Raw genomic sequence first — 15,118 nt, forward strand, 5'->3', positions numbered from 1 at the left:
AGTTGATATTAAAACCCCACTGCCGACATACAAATTTGACCCTTTAATATTCAAGGTGCAGGTGAAATTTAGATGCGTTAACATAGCGCACAATTAAATCCATGAGTGTCATTATGATTTTTAGCACATCATTAATTATGAGTTGTGCCGTGCTTGGTTGCGTTGTTGGTTTTTTAGCAGGCTTGTTGGGAATTGGCGGTGGATTGATAATAGTGCCAATTTTATCTGCTATTTTAATCGGTTTTTCAGTTTTACCAGCGGAGCAGGTTATTGTGGTTGCGATAGCCACATCGCTCGCGTCGATCTTATTCACTTCAACTTCTTCTGCACTCGCACACCATCGAAATCATAATGTGCCTTGGCATATCGCGCCTTGGGTCATGGCGGGAGTTGCAATTGGCGCTTTAATCAGCGGTTTTTTAACGACTTTAATTCCTGCGCTAGTAATAAAATGGATTTTTTTAGTATGCGTTATATTGATAGCAATTAAGATGGTTTACGCTAGCAAGCGCAGTGAAGATGCGTCGACCAGAACGTTGCCTAAAGGGCCTTGGCTTAGTGCAATAACAAGTGTGATGGGCGCACTGTCGACGATGATAGGAATTGGTGGAGGCGTACTAATCGTACCACTATTAAGTTTTTTTTCTATCGATATGCGAAAGGCAATTGGTTGTGCGGCGGTCAGTGGCATAGTGATCGCCTTATTTGGCAGTATTGGTTATATTGTTTCGGGTAGCGAGAAACTTTCTTTGCAACAAGGTTTTGCAGGTTATGTTTATTTACCCGCATTGTTTGGTATTGTGTTGACCTCTTGGTTTACTGCGCCATTGGGCGCGAAAGCGACACAGTACTTGCCAGTGGCAACGATTAAAAAGGTGTTTGCATTCATATTGATTTTGATTGCAGGCAAAATGTTATTTTATTGAGGGAAAGCGATGGCTTTGCAGTTTCCAGAAATAGATCCAATCATTTTTTCAATTGGACCTTTGAGTGTACGTTGGTACGGCGTTATGTACCTTATCGGTTTTGCATTTGCAATGTGGTGGGCAAACAAAGAATCAGAAAAACCCAACTCAGGGTGGACCAAAGAACAGGTTAGTGACTTACTCTTTTATGGCATGCTTGGGGTAATTCTTGGTGGACGAATCGGCTACGTATTGTTTTACAACTTTAATAAGTTTCTCGCTGATCCTGTGACTTTATTTAAAGTTTGGGAAGGCGGCATGTCTTTCCATGGTGGTGCGTTGGGCGTCATTACCGCCATTTTTGTATTCGCTTGGAGAACTAATAAATCTCCGCTTGCCGTTGGCGACTTTGTTGTGCCTATGGTACCAGTAGGCCTTTTAGCTGGCCGTATAGGGAACTTTATCAATGGTGAACTTTGGGGACGTACAACAGATGTACCATGGGCATTTGTATTTCCGAGTGGTGGTGATGAACCTAGGCACCCATCTCAGCTATATGAGGCGTTCTTTGAAGGTTTAGTATTGTTTTTAATTTTGGTTTGGTATCGCAAGCACCCTCGTCCAGCGGGTAGTATCGCCGGCCTATTCTTGTTGGGTTATGGGACATTCAGATTTGCAATTGAATACTTCCGAGAGCCAGATGCTCATATTGGATTGTATGCAGGCGTGATTTCCCAGGGTCAAATTTTGTCATTACCTATGGTAATTGGTGGTCTTGGGTTAATGATTTGGTCGCACCGCAGAGAAGCAGCGCGCGCCGCTTAAACTGGTAGTCAGATTATTAAATTTTAAGGTGAGCGGGTTGACCGCTCATTTTTTGAGACTTTGCTAAAAGTCCAATTACGGTTATAGTAGCGTTAACGCATCAACTTTATTGACTCAAAGATATTGTGAAAATACTTAGCACAACAAAGCACACCAAACTGGCTGCTCAACTTATGTTGATTGTGGTTGTGATGGTTATGTTTATCGTGCAGCCAGTGGCTAAGGCTGCGATGGTATGTTCACATACGGTGTCATCAACGCATGCGTCGATGGATATGCACTCTGAGAGTGTGGGCCACCAGCAGACAATGTTACATAATGAACATATGCAAATGACAGGTGCGATGGAATGTTGTGAAACAGAGTGCACTTGCCCGACGACTATGTGTGCCCCTTTCTCACTTTTCTCCAGCCCTGTTGGTGAGTTGTACAGCTACAGGCCACTGACAGACAAACCTTTCTCAAGATTGACTGGTGTACCACAGGGTATAATCAGTTTCGTTTATAAACCCCCCATTCTGGTTTAGTACAGCACAATTGCGCCCAATATTTGGGCTTTTGATTATTTAGTAACCTGAACCACACATCAATTTTGTTAAATCAGCAGAGTTTAATGTTGTTATTTGTGGTGCAGGCGATCCAATAAAAAATTGTAAGAGATCCAGAATGCGATATTTAAAATTACTGTCACCAATAGTGGCATTAACTTATTTTTTAGTGTTTCCTTTTTCTACAACGGCACAACAAAGTACCGTATCTACAAACTTGAAGGTCTATAAAACGCCCATTTGTGGTTGTTGTAGCAAATGGTTAGCGCACCTTGACAAACAAGGTCTAGATTACACCGCGTTTGATTTAGATGACTTAAGCAAAACTAAAAAGCGTCTTAGTATTTTGCCAAGATACCAGTCTTGCCATACTGGTGTGAGTGAGCATGGTTATATATTTGAAGGTCATGTACCTGCAAAGTTTATTCAACAGTTTATATCAACACCAGTTGAAGGTGCCATCGGATTGTCCGTTCCCGCAATGCCTTTGGGCTCCGTGGGAATGGAATTCGGCGAACGTTTTCACCCATACCAAGTACTAGTGCTTATGAATGATGGCAGTGCACAGATATATGCTGAGGTAAAAAGCTATGAGGAGCAATTCTAATGAGCGATTTATCAATAATGCTTAAGGGCGGTTGTCAAAAGTCAATTCCCTTTGACTTGATTACTCTTACTGGCATGAACGTTGCCATGCGCACGCATACTCAGAAGAACACAGGAGCGCTGTAATGTTGTCGATAAGAAAAAACCTACTGGCAGTATTGGTTGGCGTATTAATCGGTGGTGGGGCTGTCGGCTTATTAGTTTCCCAAAATGCCAGCATGCTAGCTAGTGAAAGCACAGAAAATGCTGAGAAAAAGCCGCTGTATTGGGTAGCCCCCATGGATGCAAACTATCGCCGTGATAAGCCTGGGAAATCGCCGATGGGTATGGACCTAATTCCTGTGTATGAAGAGCAAGCTGGAGATGACTTTGGTCCTGGAACAGTTAAAATTGCTCCTCATGTTGTGAACAACCTTGGGGTCAGAACGGCTTTGGTTGAAGCAAAGCGGTTCCATACAGAAATAGATACTGTGGGGTATGTGATGTATGACGAAGATAAACTCGTACATATTCACCCACGTGTAGATGGCTGGATTGATAAATTGTATATCAAGTCAATGGGGGAAAAAGTAGTTCAAGGTCAGCCTTTATACGAATTGTACTCTCCAGAATTAGTGAATGCGCAAAAAGAGGTGCTGGTTGCTTTAAAGCAAGCTGATCAACAATTGATAAAAGCAGCGCAAAAACGCTTGAGTGCCCTTAAAATGTCGCCCCAGTTCATTGAACAACTGGTTAAAACCAAAGAAGTGAGCCAGACCGTAACCTTCTACGCTCCCCAATCTGGTGTCGTTGAAAACCTGAATATTCGTGAAGGTTTTTATGTTCAACCTGATACTACGATGATGAGTATTGGACAACTTGAGCAAGTTTGGGTTGAAGTTGAGGTCTTTGAGCGAGACGCTGCCTTGGTGGAGGCTGGGTTACCAGTCACTATGCGGTTGGACTATTTGCCAGGTAAGGCATGGCAAGGTGACGTTGATTATGTTTACCCTAGCCTAGATGCAAAAAGTCGTACTTTGCGAGTTAGGTTGAGATTCGATAACAGTGACTTAGCATTAAAACCCAATATGTTTGCTCAAGTTTCTATTCATGCTAACCCACTTGATCAAGTCATTACAGTGCCAAAAGAGGCGGTCATTCGTACCGGCCAGCAAGATAGAGTTGTATTGGTGGTGGGAGATGGGCAGTTTAAATCTATAGAAGTTGCAATAGGGCAAGTCAGCAGTGAATACATTGAGATACTAAGTGGGCTGAGTGAAGGTGACGAAATAGTGACTTCTGCGCAATTTTTAATTGACTCAGAATCGAGCAAAAACTCAGATTTTAAGCGTATGAGCGTGACAGAAAAACCGGATACCGTGTGGATGCAGGGTTTGGTTAATAATGTTGATTCTCAAAACCTTAAAGCCAATATAACTCACGCGCCAGTAGAAGCCTGGGCATGGCCTGAAATGACCATGGATTTTGACATTGCTGATGATGTGGATATCGACTCAATAAAGTCGGGTCAAAACCTTCACTTTCAGGTGAAACAACTTGAGTCTGGCGGGTATGTTGTGACAGAGATCCATATTGTTTCTGAGCCTTCATATCCAAGTGCAACCGTCAAGGGGGTGATCAACCAAATCAACGACGAGCGGCGTATTCTGAACATTAGCCGTGATGCAATAGAAAAATGGAATCGCAATGCGGCCACTATGGACTTTTTAGTGTCAAAGAGTGTGGAGTTGAGTGCACTAAATGTGGGTGAAACAATCACCTTTACGTTTGAAGTCAGAGATGAGTTAGTGATTACCAATATCGAACTGCCCCAAGTTGAAAGCGCAGGGCACCGCGATCACGGTCATCACTAGGGAGCGATTAGATTATGATTGAGTCTATTATTAGATGGTCACTGGTGAATCGCTTTTTTGTGTTACTCGTGACAGTGATTGTTGCGCTTGGTGGTGTTTATTCATTAAAAAATACACCCGTTGATGCAATTCCAGATCTGTCAGATGTACAAGTCATTGTGAAGACCAGTTACCCAGGTCAAGCGCCACAGGTGGTTCAAGATCAAGTGACGTTTCCGCTTACGACAGCCATGTTGTCGGTACCAGGGGCAAGAACGGTGCGTGGTTTTTCTTTTTTTGGTGACTCTTATGTTTACATTATCTTTGATGATGATACCGATTTGTACTGGGCACGCAGCCGAGTACTAGAGTATTTAAGCCAAGTCTCAGCGAGTCTACCTGAAACAGCAAAGCCGCAGTTAGGCCCCGATGCTACGGGTGTGGGCTGGGTATATATCTATGCACTAACTGATCGAGCGGGTAACCATGATATTAGTCAGCTGCGCAGTATTCAGGACTGGTTTTTAAAATATGAATTGCAAACTGTTGCTGGGGTTTCTGAGGTTGCAGCTGTGGGCGGCATGGTTAAACAATATCAAGTTGAAGTAAACCCAGATAAATTGAGAGCTTATGATGTGCCTTTAAGCCTGATTGAAGTGGCTTTGAAAAAAGGTAACAGAGAAACCGGCGCGTCAGTGGTTGAAATGGCCGAAGCAGAGTATATGGTTACTGCGACTGGATATATAAAATCCGTTTCCGATATTGAAGCCATACCACTTGGTATCAATATGAAAGGTACGCCATTGACGATTGGCGATGTGGCCAACGTGCAAGTTGGACCGCAGATGCGTCGTGGTATTGCCGAGCTTAATGGAGAGGGTGAAGTGGTTGGCGGCATCGTGGTCATGCGATATGGCGAGAATGCGCAGCAAACAATAGAGGGGGTTAAGGCCAAATTAGCTTCACTAAAGAAATCTTTACCCGCAGGTGTTGAGATTGTACCTGTTTATGACCGCTCTCAACTGATTGAGCGTGCGGTTAATAACTTATGGAGCAAATTACTTGAAGAGTTAGCCGTTGTTGCGTTGGTGTGTGTGGTGTTTTTATTTCATTTACGCTCATCAATTGTTGCCGTAGTAACACTGCCTTTAGGGATCCTTGTGTCCTTTATTGTTATGCATTTTCAAGGCATTAATGCCAATATCATGTCTTTAGGAGGGATAGCTATTGCAATTGGTGCGATGACCGATGGTGCCATTGTAATGATTGAAAATATGCACAAGCATATGGAGAAAACGCCACTAACAGAAGACAACCGCTGGCAAATCGTTGCCAAAGCAGCTTCTGAAGTGGGCCCTGCGCTTTTCTTTAGCTTGATGATCATTACTGTATCATTTTTACCTGTGTTTATACTGGAGGCACAGGAAGGACGGATGTTTGCACCTTTGGCTTACACCAAAACTTATGCGATGGCTGCATCTGCAGGGTTAGCGATCACCTTAGTGCCAGTTTTAATGGGTTACTTTATTCGAGGAAAGGTTGTACCTCAGGATAAAAATCCTTTGAATAAGGCGCTGGTTGCAATTTACTTACCGGTGCTAAAACAAGTAATGTCTTTCCCTAAGCTGACAATCTTAGCTGCTATTGTTGTCACTGCGATTGGCTTTTATCCCATCAATAAAATAGGCAGTGAGTTTATTCCTCCGTTGGACGAAGGGGATCTCATGTATATGCCAACCACTTACCCAGGGATCTCAATTGGTAAAGCGAGAGAACTGTTGCAGCAAACGGATAAATTGATTCGCACTGTGCCAGAGGTCGACAATGTGTTTGGTAAAGTTGGTCGGGCAGAAACCGCCACAGATCCGGCTCCACTTACAATGATTGAAACTTTCATCCAGCTCAAACCCCAATCACAGTGGCGTGAGGGGGTTACAACAGAAAGCTTGAAAGCTGAACTAGATCAACTGGTTAAATTACCGGGTGTCACCAATGCTTGGGTAATGCCGATTAAAACGCGTATAGATATGCTTGCCACAGGCATTAAAACCCCTGTGGGCATTAAAGTCGCGGGTCCAGATATTGATGTTATTCAAGAAATTGGGCAACAAATTGAGCGAATTTTACCAAACGTTCAAGGCACCGCTTCGGTTTACTCTGAGCGTGTAGCTGGTGGTCGCTATATTAAAGTTGATATTTCTCGTGAAAAAGCGAGCCGTTTTGGGCTTAACATTGCAGATGTACAACAAGTGGTTTCCACCGCTATTGGCGGTATGAATGTAACCCAAACGATTGAAGGGCAAGAACGCTATCCCGTTAATTTAAGATACCCTCAGGACTACCGAGATTCACCTGAACAGTTATCTCGATTACCTGTGATCACGCCAACAGGGCAACGAATTGCTTTGGGTGACGTCGCTCATGTTTATATTGAAAATGGACCTCCTGGCATTAAGAGCGAAAATGCGCGTATCAATGGTTGGACGTTTATCGACATCGACGGAGTGGATATCGGCAGCTATGTGAGCAATGCTCAAGCGTATTTAGCAGAAGAGCTTAAGCTTCCTGCGGGGTATTCAATTACGTGGGCGGGTCAATATGAATATATGCAAAGGGCACAAGCAAAGCTCTCATATGTGCTTCCTCTAACGTTGGCCATCATAGTAATACTGCTATATATGAACTTCAGAGCACTGAGTGAAGTTGCCTTGATTATTGTCACGCTCCCGATGGCCTTAATTGGGGGATTATGGTTAATGTATATAGAAGGGTTTAATTTTTCGGTAGCTGCGGGCGTTGGATTTATTGCATTAGCAGGTGTTGCGGTTGAAATCGGTGTGATCATGCTTGTGTATTTAAACCAAGCCTTAGCTGATTTAAAGTCAAAAGCATTGTCAACGTCTACGCCCATTTCAGTCGACAGTTACAATCAGGCACTATTACATGGTGCTGGCTTACGTGTACGTCCGGTAATGATGACCGTTGCAACAATTATTATCGGCCTGTTACCTATCCTTTATGGCACAGGCACGGGCTCTGAAGTAATGAGTCGTATCGCGGCGCCTATGGTTGGTGGGATGAGTAGTGCAGTGCTGCTAACACTGATTGTGTTACCTGCAGTGTATAGCTTACTTAAACGCGGTGAAATTGAACGGTTTAATATGTCTTTAAAAGCCACAAGTTAATGTTATTTTGAAGCAATACCCTGTGGTATTGCTTCAGTTTATCAGTCTAAAATTCGACAGGACAATCTTGATCTCGAGCTGTAAAGCAGCCGCTGTTGTTTAGCGCTACCACACAGGTTGCATTGCCCACGGTTGGACATAGATCTGGTTCTCCACCAGCAACTAGTCTTGTCATTTTTGAGCTCATCGCTTTTTCGCTAGATAAGCGTTTCAGATTGTTCTTTTTAATTGCTAATTTCATTTTACTTTCCTTATCTAATTGTTGTTTTTCCATGGTTAATCTATCACCAGGGTGTGAATAAGTTAATTGTTTATTTTAAAAGGTTGGAATTTTGTATTTTTACAGGGTGGTTTGTAGTGCCACATTCACCTTAATGTTGGGCGCACTTAAGATAAACTCACAGTGACAATGATGGTGTCGCTTGGGGAGGCAGTGTATGATAACGAACATCAAAATTAAGCTTAGTGATAGGGTTACATAAATGAAGCAATATTTGGACTTATGCCAGCGTATCGTGGATGAAGGCAAATGGGTAGAGAACACCAGAACGGGTAAAAGGTGTCTTACTGTGATTAACGCTGATCTAACCTATCATGTTGATAAAAACGAATTCCCACTTGTTACAACGCGAAAGAGCTATTGGAAAGCAGCAATTGCCGAGCTGTTAGGCTATTTACGAGGCTACGACAGTGCAGCCCAATTCAGAGAAATAGGTTGTAACACCTGGAATGCCAACGCAAATGACAACCAAGATTGGCTCAATAACCCGAATCGCAAAGGCGAAGACGATATGGGCTTTGTGTATGGGGCTGTAGCGAGGAATTACCCTAAACCGGATGGCGGTAGCGTCGACTTGGTTAAACAAGTTATCGACGATTTATCTAAGGGGATCGATAATCGAGGCGAAATCATTACTTTCTATCACCCAGGTTCTTTCCATTTAGGCTGTTTGCGCCCATGCATGTTTCAACATCAGTTTTCGATCTTAGACGGTGTGTTATATCTAAATAGTTATCAGCGTAGTCAGGACGTGCCTTTAGGTGGTAACTTCAATGCTATTCAAGTGTTTACGCTTTTAAAGTTAGTTGCGCAAATCACGGGGTTGAAGCCAGGTAAAGCATTCCATAAAATTGTCAACGCACACATTTATGAAGATCAATTAGAGTTGATGCGTGATGTTCAGCTTAAACGAACACCGTTTGAATCTCCGCAGTTACATATCAACCCAGATATCAAAACGTTTGAAGATTTGGAAACTTGGGTGACTTTGGATGACTTTGAAGTAACAAATTATCAATATCACGACGCAATTCAATATCCCTTCTCAGTATAAAAATTGTCAAAAGCAGCATTGAAATGCTGCTTTTTTATTCCTCCTTGTTCCCTTATAAATACAAATGTAAAGCTGAGTTTATTACTCAAAAGCATACTTTTAGATTGTTTTTTGAGCGAAAGGTAAGCGTTTTATCCTTTTTTATGGACAAATAAGTATTTTTTAGTCAGTCTAAAGGCCTATAAAAAGACTGGTATGTCTTGTTAATTAATTTAGCTTGGGTCTTGCAGTATGCCTACCACCGCGTGGTCTAAAACTTGGTTCTTATTGTTTTGTTTATCGGGATTATCGGGGTGTGTTAACTCCGAACTTTCTTTAGAAGAAAAGATTGCACAACAAGAAGCAATACATGCCCATAAAAATATGATTGCCTCTTATGATAAGAACAAAGCGAGTATTGAGCGACTTGCACAGATGGAAGGGGATTTGAGTCAGTTGCTTGCACTGCTGTCAGAAGAAGCGCAGGTGACAGACATTCAAACACACCTAAACCCAGAGAAAGAAACGATTAAGCATGCTGCGATGCACAGTGAAGTGCAACCGACACAATTGGCAAGTGAAGTGCAACCGACACAATTGGCAAGTGAACGAAACGACGCAGAAACAGAGATTTTAATTCCAGACTTGGTATTAGGTATTCATATAAAGCGTGATATAGCTCTGCGTCAGGTTGACACCATTGAGGATCGACTGGCAAAGGTGAGGCAGCATTACCATTTGGTATTTAACTCTGTGCGTACTCAATTGGTCGAGCCTAACGAGCAGCAACATCTCTACTATGTTACGGCAAATGGGTTTACCTCATTGCAAGAAGCAAGTGTATTTTGCAAAGCGATGGTTAATATCGCCAAACGCTGTAGGCATTTATAAATCAAATCAGATTGAATTTTTATATGTACGGTATGACGAGCTGTACCTTGTACAAAGAAGGAGCTTTGACAATTTTTTAGAGTTTATACTCTTATTTGGCTTAGCAAGAGAAGTACTTTTAAATCACAAGTTCTTCTAAAGTGATTTTTAAAGGATAACACAATGAAAAATAATTTTAGAAAAATCGGCTTTGTTAGCACATTAGTATTAATGGCGTTTGCATCAAACGCGGGTGAACAAAGAACATTTGAAGCAAAAGTAACGGTTAAAAATGCTTTTGAGCTTGAAAAGCAATCTGACTTGCTCTTTGGTACTATTCGTGCAAAAGCAGATACAACGGGCACAGATACCGCAACATTAGTTATACCTGCCGATACAGGTAAAGCCGCGAGTGTCACATCAACAGACATCACAAAAGCTGAGATTTCTATCCTCGAAGCAGGAGCGCCAGCTCAATTTAAAATCTCTGGTGTCGTGCCTTTTGCAACTTTGACTATCACCGATCCGGTAGAAACCAATATTGTGCTATCAGGAGGTAATCCAAATGCGGCGGGCTTTACCATGGATACTTTTACTTATTACATCGAAACGGGCGCTTTGAGTCAGCAGGATGTGACAGGTAATCAAATCCAAGTTGATGATAAAGGTGAAGCTCTGTTTAACATTGGCGCAACGCTAAAAACGACAACCGGCGGCACCGCAAATTATCTTGATGGAAGTTACAGTGGCACCTTTACCATTGAGGTGAGCTACTAGGTGTAGATGACATTGGATCGCGCCTCCGTAATAGGGCAGTACCGCAAATCGGCTGTGCTTTTAATTGGCACAGTTACGTTGAGTGCAGCTCTGAGCTTTGATGGTTATGCACGCATAATTGTCGAAAGGCCTTTAGACTTTGGCACTATTTTAATCTCTGACCATGCACAAGCTAGTCGTGTTCAGGTGAAAGCAAATGGCCAAAGTGCCACCAATGGCGGTGTTCACCTTGTCACTGGTGCTCAAGCTGCGAGTATTATGTTGTCTTCATTACCAGCGCAAACAAATGTGGCTGTCAGTACCAACATCATTACACCTCAGATGTCTCACAGTAACTTGGCTGTTTCGGGGATTAAGCTTATCCAGTTGGAGCATACGGATAGAGTGTTCACTGACACCCTCGGCAATGCGCACTTGAATATTGGCGGCACCATTGAGATTACCGGAAACCCAGCTCAATACCCAGATGGCACGTATCGGGTATGGGCAAGTATTGAAGTTAATTACTAATTTAAATATGAAAAAAATCTTTGTTTTAACTGGCCTTTTAGTAACAAGCTTACTCAGTGGTTTTGTACATGCCAGCTTAATGATATCCCCCACTCGGGTCGTATTTGATGAACGTCAGCGCACAGCGAAGGTTTTTTTGATTAATAATAGTCAAGAAGAAAAAACCTACCGCTTAGGGTGGAAGGAGAAACATGCGCTGGCATCGGGGGGATATAGGGATTTAGCGGCTGATGAGGTTGGCCCTTGGCGGTTAAGTCATATGATACGAATGACGCCAAAGCAGGTTCATCTAGCGCCTGGTGAAAGGCAAGTCGTGAAGTTGGCGTTGAGACGCAAAAAAGATATGGCGCATGGCGAGTATCGCTCTCACTTGTTTTTTCAGGCATTGCCCACCGAGCAGCATCGAGTATCCCAAGCCATTGGTATTAATCTTAATATGATTCTGAGTTATAGCATTCCTATTGTGTATCGAAAACAAGTCTCGATACCGGCCGTTACGATTAGTGACGCACAGCTCAAGCTAAATAGTGCAGGCCAGCAGGTAATTCATCTAGATATAAGCCGACAAGGTCATGCAAGTGCATTTGGCAAAATACAGGCATATTGGAAAGCACATAATACAAAGCAATGGCAGCGTGTTTCGGTTGCTAATAACTTTGCGATTTACCCTGAAGTAGCGAAAGCAAATATTGAGCTCAATATTCTCAATGGCCAAAAAATAGCTGGTCGAGGTCAGCTAAAAGTCACTTATGATGGACAGGAAGAGCACGCAGGTAAGGAATTGGCGCAAAAAACTTTTGCTCTCACCCTTTAGAATTAAGTGAGGCAATATTGCGATACTTGAGTGCCTTTTATTTGTGGGGAGTCGTGCTTTTCATAAGCACCAATGTGGCAGCTAAAACAGCAACTGGCCCCATGAGTATTGATATTGGTGTTGAACATAATGGCGGTTCGCGCATCGCAATAGGGGAAGAGTTACTACTTTCTTTGTATATAAAAGAGCATTACATCGCAGAAGTTTTCGCAATCAAGACACATGGCAGTATTCAAGTAGAGCTGCAAAGCTTGTTCTCTAGTTTGGATTTTGCAATCTCGCCACAACTAGATACAGAACCGCCACATTACCTTGGTTGGTTCATTGAACCAAAACAATCTTTTTTTCTGAACTTGAGAACAAATCAGGCGTTTATTGCGGGTCGCACAGTGAATTTTCATGAATCACAATGGCGCAGTCTCGATGAAGAGGTGTTCGTCGATGCTAGCTTGCTGGCCAATTGGTTTAGGCTTAATTTTGTTATTGATTATCAAGATCTCAAGATACAGGTTGAAAGTCAGCAAACTTTGCCCATTGAACAACGACTAGCACGAAAAAATCGTACGGTTGCTACTAAGTCTATACATCCCCAGTCAGTTTTACCGTGGCGAGCGAGTCCCTATCAAATTTGGAGTGCACCGCTGCTCGATTTTCAAGTTGGTTTAAAAGCTACAGAAAATGGCATGCAAGCAGATTACACTATTCAGGGAAGCCAAGATATCGCCCAATGGAATACCAATTACTTCATACGCGGCGATGAGCAAGAGTTGGTTAGGCAAAGCCGGCTGCAAGCTCGGCGTGTATATCAAGAATCAATTAATTTAGGACCTTTGGCAGTAAATCAGTTGGAACTTGGGGATATATTGGGCACGCAGATTGGCCGGGGTTATCAGTCTGCTCATGCCTTGGGGGTCAGAATGACTAACCGTCCTGTGTACAAAGAGGTCGACACCCAAACTGTTAGGATCAGCGGTGAAGCTCAAGTTGGTTGGGATGCAGAGCTTTATCACAATGGGTTGATGATTGGGCAGCAGTTAAATATTCAATCTGGGCTATATGATTTCGATAAGGTCGAATTGTATTTTGGCAGCAATGAGTTTGAAGTCGTGTTGTACGGGCCACAAGGTCAAATAGCGCAGGAAGTGCGCTCATACTATGTTACCGGAAATGCAGTGGCCAAAGGTGAGCACTACATTGATACGTCAGTGATTGACAACGGAAGCACACTATTAGGCTCAGACCAAACTAAAACAGAGACTTCAGGTTGGAATTTACTGACGCGATTTGATTATGGCCTAAGTGATGACATCGCTATTTATTCGGGATTCAGATTTGGGCTACAGGAACTGGTGAATCAATATCAGATAGCCACGGGCCTTAGTTTCGATTTATGGGACCGAGGACTGATAAACTTAGATTTTAGTCTAGATGATTTGGGGAACCAGCTTGCTCAATTGCAGGGAAGAACGGAAGTAGGTGGTCATGCATTTAGCATGATTGTTAACGATAGAACGCGTCAGTCTAATCATGATCAGGCTACTAAAATACACTCAAGGGAGGTGTACTTTCGCACTTCCGGTAAGCTATATAGTTATGGTTCTGTCAGGCTGAATTACCAAAATACATTCAGTTGGGAGCAGTTTGAGCAACAATCGGACTTTATGGCAACCAATATGCTGGCCATGACAACCCGCTATGGCACATTTAGCAATCAACTCAACTACACTAGGCAATCCAACCTGTCAGAAACCGAATTGTTTGGCGCATTTCGCTGGCAAGGGCGTATTGGTAAAACGTATAGCCGTGTGAGTTTGGGTTATCAGCTTGAGCCACAAGAGCAACTAACTGACTACCAGTTGCAAGTAAGTCAATCGATTGGACCTGATCTTGATGTAGAGTTTGATTATACAAAGTCGTTGTTACATGACGGCTATGAGGTTGGTATGGGTTTAAGTTGGCATAATGACAGGCTACGCCTAATCGGCGATTTGAGCTATCAACAGGACGATACTTGGCAAATAGGGCTTACAGGTCAGTTTAGTCTTGGTTATGCCGATCAAAGTGACGTTTTACTGATGACTGACCGAAGGTTGGCCAGCACAGGTTCAATTGTGGTTAAAGTGTTCTTAGACAATAACAATAATGCTGTTTTTGATGAACAAGATGAAGTGCTGCAAGGGGTGAGAGTTAAATCAATTCAAAGCTTTGCTCAGGCGCAAACGGATACAAAAGGTATTGCACTGCTCACCAATATGCCTCTTGAGCGGAAAACAGATATTGTACTTGATATCGATTCCTTGCCAGACCCTTTTTACATTCCGGCACAGGATGGCAGCTCAGTGACACCGCGCAGAGGGTTTATTGCATATTTAGAATACCCAGTAGTGAATTCAGGAGAAATTGAAGGGATTGCATACAAAAAACTCCCAGATGGAGACGACCAACCTTTACCCTATGCGACTATAGAATTAGTGGATAAGGATAATAAAGTTGTTGCACAGTCCAAATCGGCATTTGATGGGTACTATGTATTCAGTAATCTTCGTCCAGGCAACTACGAAGCTCGCGTCAAAGAACGACCTGAAGATGGGCTTATGCAAAAAGAGAAAGTCGAGGTGATGTTGTCAGACAGAGGGGATGTGCTACTCGATGTTGATCTAGTTGTAGAGCAGTTAATTGAAAGTGAAGGGATGATAGCCAGCGGTGGACGGTTTAATTCTTTGTCTATATTAAAAACTTACGCTTTGATTTTATCAAAAAAATCACCACACTTGTTTTCAACAAAGCCCTTTTATGTCTACGACAAGCAACAGAATAATTACCTTCTTGGGTTTGCTTTTTATAAAAATGCCGAGCGGGCGGCAAAAGCTTGCCTAAAGATGACAAAAAACCAAATAAAGTGTACAGCCGAAAAGATCACTCTTACTTTGTAA

General features: G+C 42.7%; 14 protein-coding genes. 13 read left to right on the forward strand and 1 reads right to left on the reverse strand.

From position 1 onward, the window contains the following. Positions 1 to 113: 113 nt before the first annotated feature. From N475_RS12100 to N475_RS12125, 7 genes are all read left to right on the forward strand, one after another. On the forward strand, positions 114 to 926 hold the full coding sequence (locus tag N475_RS12100) for a sulfite exporter TauE/SafE family protein (protein WP_405127416.1): 813 nt from the start codon (positions 114 to 116) through the stop codon (positions 924 to 926). A gap of 9 nt (positions 927 to 935) precedes the next feature. Continuing rightward, entirely contained in the window at positions 936 to 1,730 is a 795-nt protein-coding gene (gene lgt, locus N475_RS12105; protein ID WP_063365354.1) for a prolipoprotein diacylglyceryl transferase, read from the forward strand. Between the two features lie 125 nt (positions 1,731 to 1,855). Next, positions 1,856 to 2,257: a hypothetical protein gene (locus tag N475_RS12110; RefSeq protein ID WP_063359562.1), complete on the forward strand. Its 402-nt coding sequence runs from the start codon at positions 1,856 to 1,858 to the stop codon at positions 2,255 to 2,257. Positions 2,258 to 2,396: 139 nt separating this feature from the next. Next, the gene (locus N475_RS12115) at positions 2,397 to 2,885 is read left to right on the forward strand and encodes a DUF411 domain-containing protein (protein ID WP_063359563.1); all 489 of its coding nucleotides are present in this window, start codon (positions 2,397 to 2,399) and stop codon (positions 2,883 to 2,885) included. Continuing rightward, positions 2,885 to 3,010 carry a hypothetical protein gene (locus N475_RS26185; protein ID WP_264373382.1) on the forward strand — a complete coding sequence of 42 codons (126 nt, stop codon included), beginning with the start codon at positions 2,885 to 2,887 and terminating at the stop codon, positions 3,008 to 3,010. The genes N475_RS12115 and N475_RS26185 overlap by 1 nt, the downstream gene beginning before the upstream one ends. Further along, on the forward strand, positions 3,010 to 4,737 hold the full coding sequence (locus N475_RS12120; RefSeq protein ID WP_063365355.1) for an efflux RND transporter periplasmic adaptor subunit: 1,728 nt from the start codon (positions 3,010 to 3,012) through the stop codon (positions 4,735 to 4,737). Before N475_RS26185 ends, N475_RS12120 begins: the two co-directional genes overlap by 1 nt. A gap of 14 nt (positions 4,738 to 4,751) precedes the next feature. Then, a complete protein-coding gene (locus tag N475_RS12125; protein ID WP_063365356.1) occupies positions 4,752 to 7,901 on the forward strand; it encodes an efflux RND transporter permease subunit in 3,150 nt (1,049 codons plus the stop codon). A 46-nt stretch (positions 7,902 to 7,947) separates the two neighbouring features. Here the strand turns inward: N475_RS12125 and N475_RS12130 are convergent, their stop codons facing one another. Continuing rightward, on the reverse strand, positions 7,948 to 8,142 hold the full coding sequence (locus N475_RS12130; protein ID WP_142050229.1) for a hypothetical protein: 195 nt from the start codon (positions 8,140 to 8,142) through the stop codon (positions 7,948 to 7,950). Between the two features lie 241 nt (positions 8,143 to 8,383). Between N475_RS12130 and N475_RS12135 the strand changes: the two genes are divergently transcribed. The 6 genes from N475_RS12135 (at position 8,384) to N475_RS12160 (ending at position 15,118) form a co-directional block, all read left to right on the forward strand. Beyond that, positions 8,384 to 9,235 (forward strand): thymidylate synthase, encoded by an 852-nt coding sequence (locus N475_RS12135; RefSeq protein ID WP_063365357.1) that lies wholly within the window; start codon positions 8,384 to 8,386, stop codon positions 9,233 to 9,235. A 231-nt stretch (positions 9,236 to 9,466) separates the two neighbouring features. Continuing rightward, positions 9,467 to 10,105: a hypothetical protein gene (locus tag N475_RS12140; protein ID WP_063365358.1), complete on the forward strand. Its 639-nt coding sequence runs from the start codon at positions 9,467 to 9,469 to the stop codon at positions 10,103 to 10,105. 162 nt (positions 10,106 to 10,267) lie between these two features. After that, positions 10,268 to 10,861 carry a DUF4402 domain-containing protein gene (locus N475_RS12145; protein ID WP_063365359.1) on the forward strand — a complete coding sequence of 198 codons (594 nt, stop codon included), beginning with the start codon at positions 10,268 to 10,270 and terminating at the stop codon, positions 10,859 to 10,861. Between the two features lie 6 nt (positions 10,862 to 10,867). Then, positions 10,868 to 11,371, forward strand: coding sequence for a DUF4402 domain-containing protein (locus N475_RS12150; RefSeq protein WP_063359570.1), 504 nt, complete (start codon positions 10,868 to 10,870; stop codon positions 11,369 to 11,371). Between the two features lie 7 nt (positions 11,372 to 11,378). Beyond that, positions 11,379 to 12,185 carry a fimbrial biogenesis chaperone gene (locus N475_RS12155; RefSeq protein WP_155732577.1) on the forward strand — a complete coding sequence of 269 codons (807 nt, stop codon included), beginning with the start codon at positions 11,379 to 11,381 and terminating at the stop codon, positions 12,183 to 12,185. Between the two features lie 74 nt (positions 12,186 to 12,259). Then, positions 12,260 to 15,118 (forward strand): carboxypeptidase regulatory-like domain-containing protein, encoded by a 2,859-nt coding sequence (locus N475_RS12160; RefSeq protein ID WP_063365360.1) that lies wholly within the window; start codon positions 12,260 to 12,262, stop codon positions 15,116 to 15,118.

It is taken from the genome of Pseudoalteromonas luteoviolacea DSM 6061 (genome assembly GCF_001625655.1).
Classification (GTDB): domain Bacteria; phylum Pseudomonadota; class Gammaproteobacteria; order Enterobacterales; family Alteromonadaceae; genus Pseudoalteromonas; species Pseudoalteromonas luteoviolacea.

Coding starts and splice junctions, on each gene's coding strand:
- N475_RS12100 (WP_405127416.1), top strand. CDS start 114: ATGATTTTTAGCACATCATTAATTATGAGTTGTGCCGTGCTTGGTTGC.
- lgt (WP_063365354.1), top strand. CDS start 936: ATGGCTTTGCAGTTTCCAGAAATAGATCCAATCATTTTTTCAATTGGA.
- N475_RS12115 (WP_063359563.1), top strand. CDS start 2,397: ATGCGATATTTAAAATTACTGTCACCAATAGTGGCATTAACTTATTTT.
- N475_RS26185 (WP_264373382.1), top strand. CDS start 2,885: ATGAGCGATTTATCAATAATGCTTAAGGGCGGTTGTCAAAAGTCAATT.
- N475_RS12120 (WP_063365355.1), top strand. CDS start 3,010: ATGTTGTCGATAAGAAAAAACCTACTGGCAGTATTGGTTGGCGTATTA.
- N475_RS12125 (WP_063365356.1), top strand. CDS start 4,752: ATGATTGAGTCTATTATTAGATGGTCACTGGTGAATCGCTTTTTTGTG.
- N475_RS12130 (WP_142050229.1), bottom strand. CDS start 8,142: ATGAAATTAGCAATTAAAAAGAACAATCTGAAACGCTTATCTAGCGAA.
- N475_RS12135 (WP_063365357.1), top strand. CDS start 8,384: ATGAAGCAATATTTGGACTTATGCCAGCGTATCGTGGATGAAGGCAAA.
- N475_RS12140 (WP_063365358.1), top strand. CDS start 9,467: ATGCCTACCACCGCGTGGTCTAAAACTTGGTTCTTATTGTTTTGTTTA.
- N475_RS12145 (WP_063365359.1), top strand. CDS start 10,268: ATGAAAAATAATTTTAGAAAAATCGGCTTTGTTAGCACATTAGTATTA.
- N475_RS12150 (WP_063359570.1), top strand. CDS start 10,868: ATGACATTGGATCGCGCCTCCGTAATAGGGCAGTACCGCAAATCGGCT.
- N475_RS12155 (WP_155732577.1), top strand. CDS start 11,379: ATGAAAAAAATCTTTGTTTTAACTGGCCTTTTAGTAACAAGCTTACTC.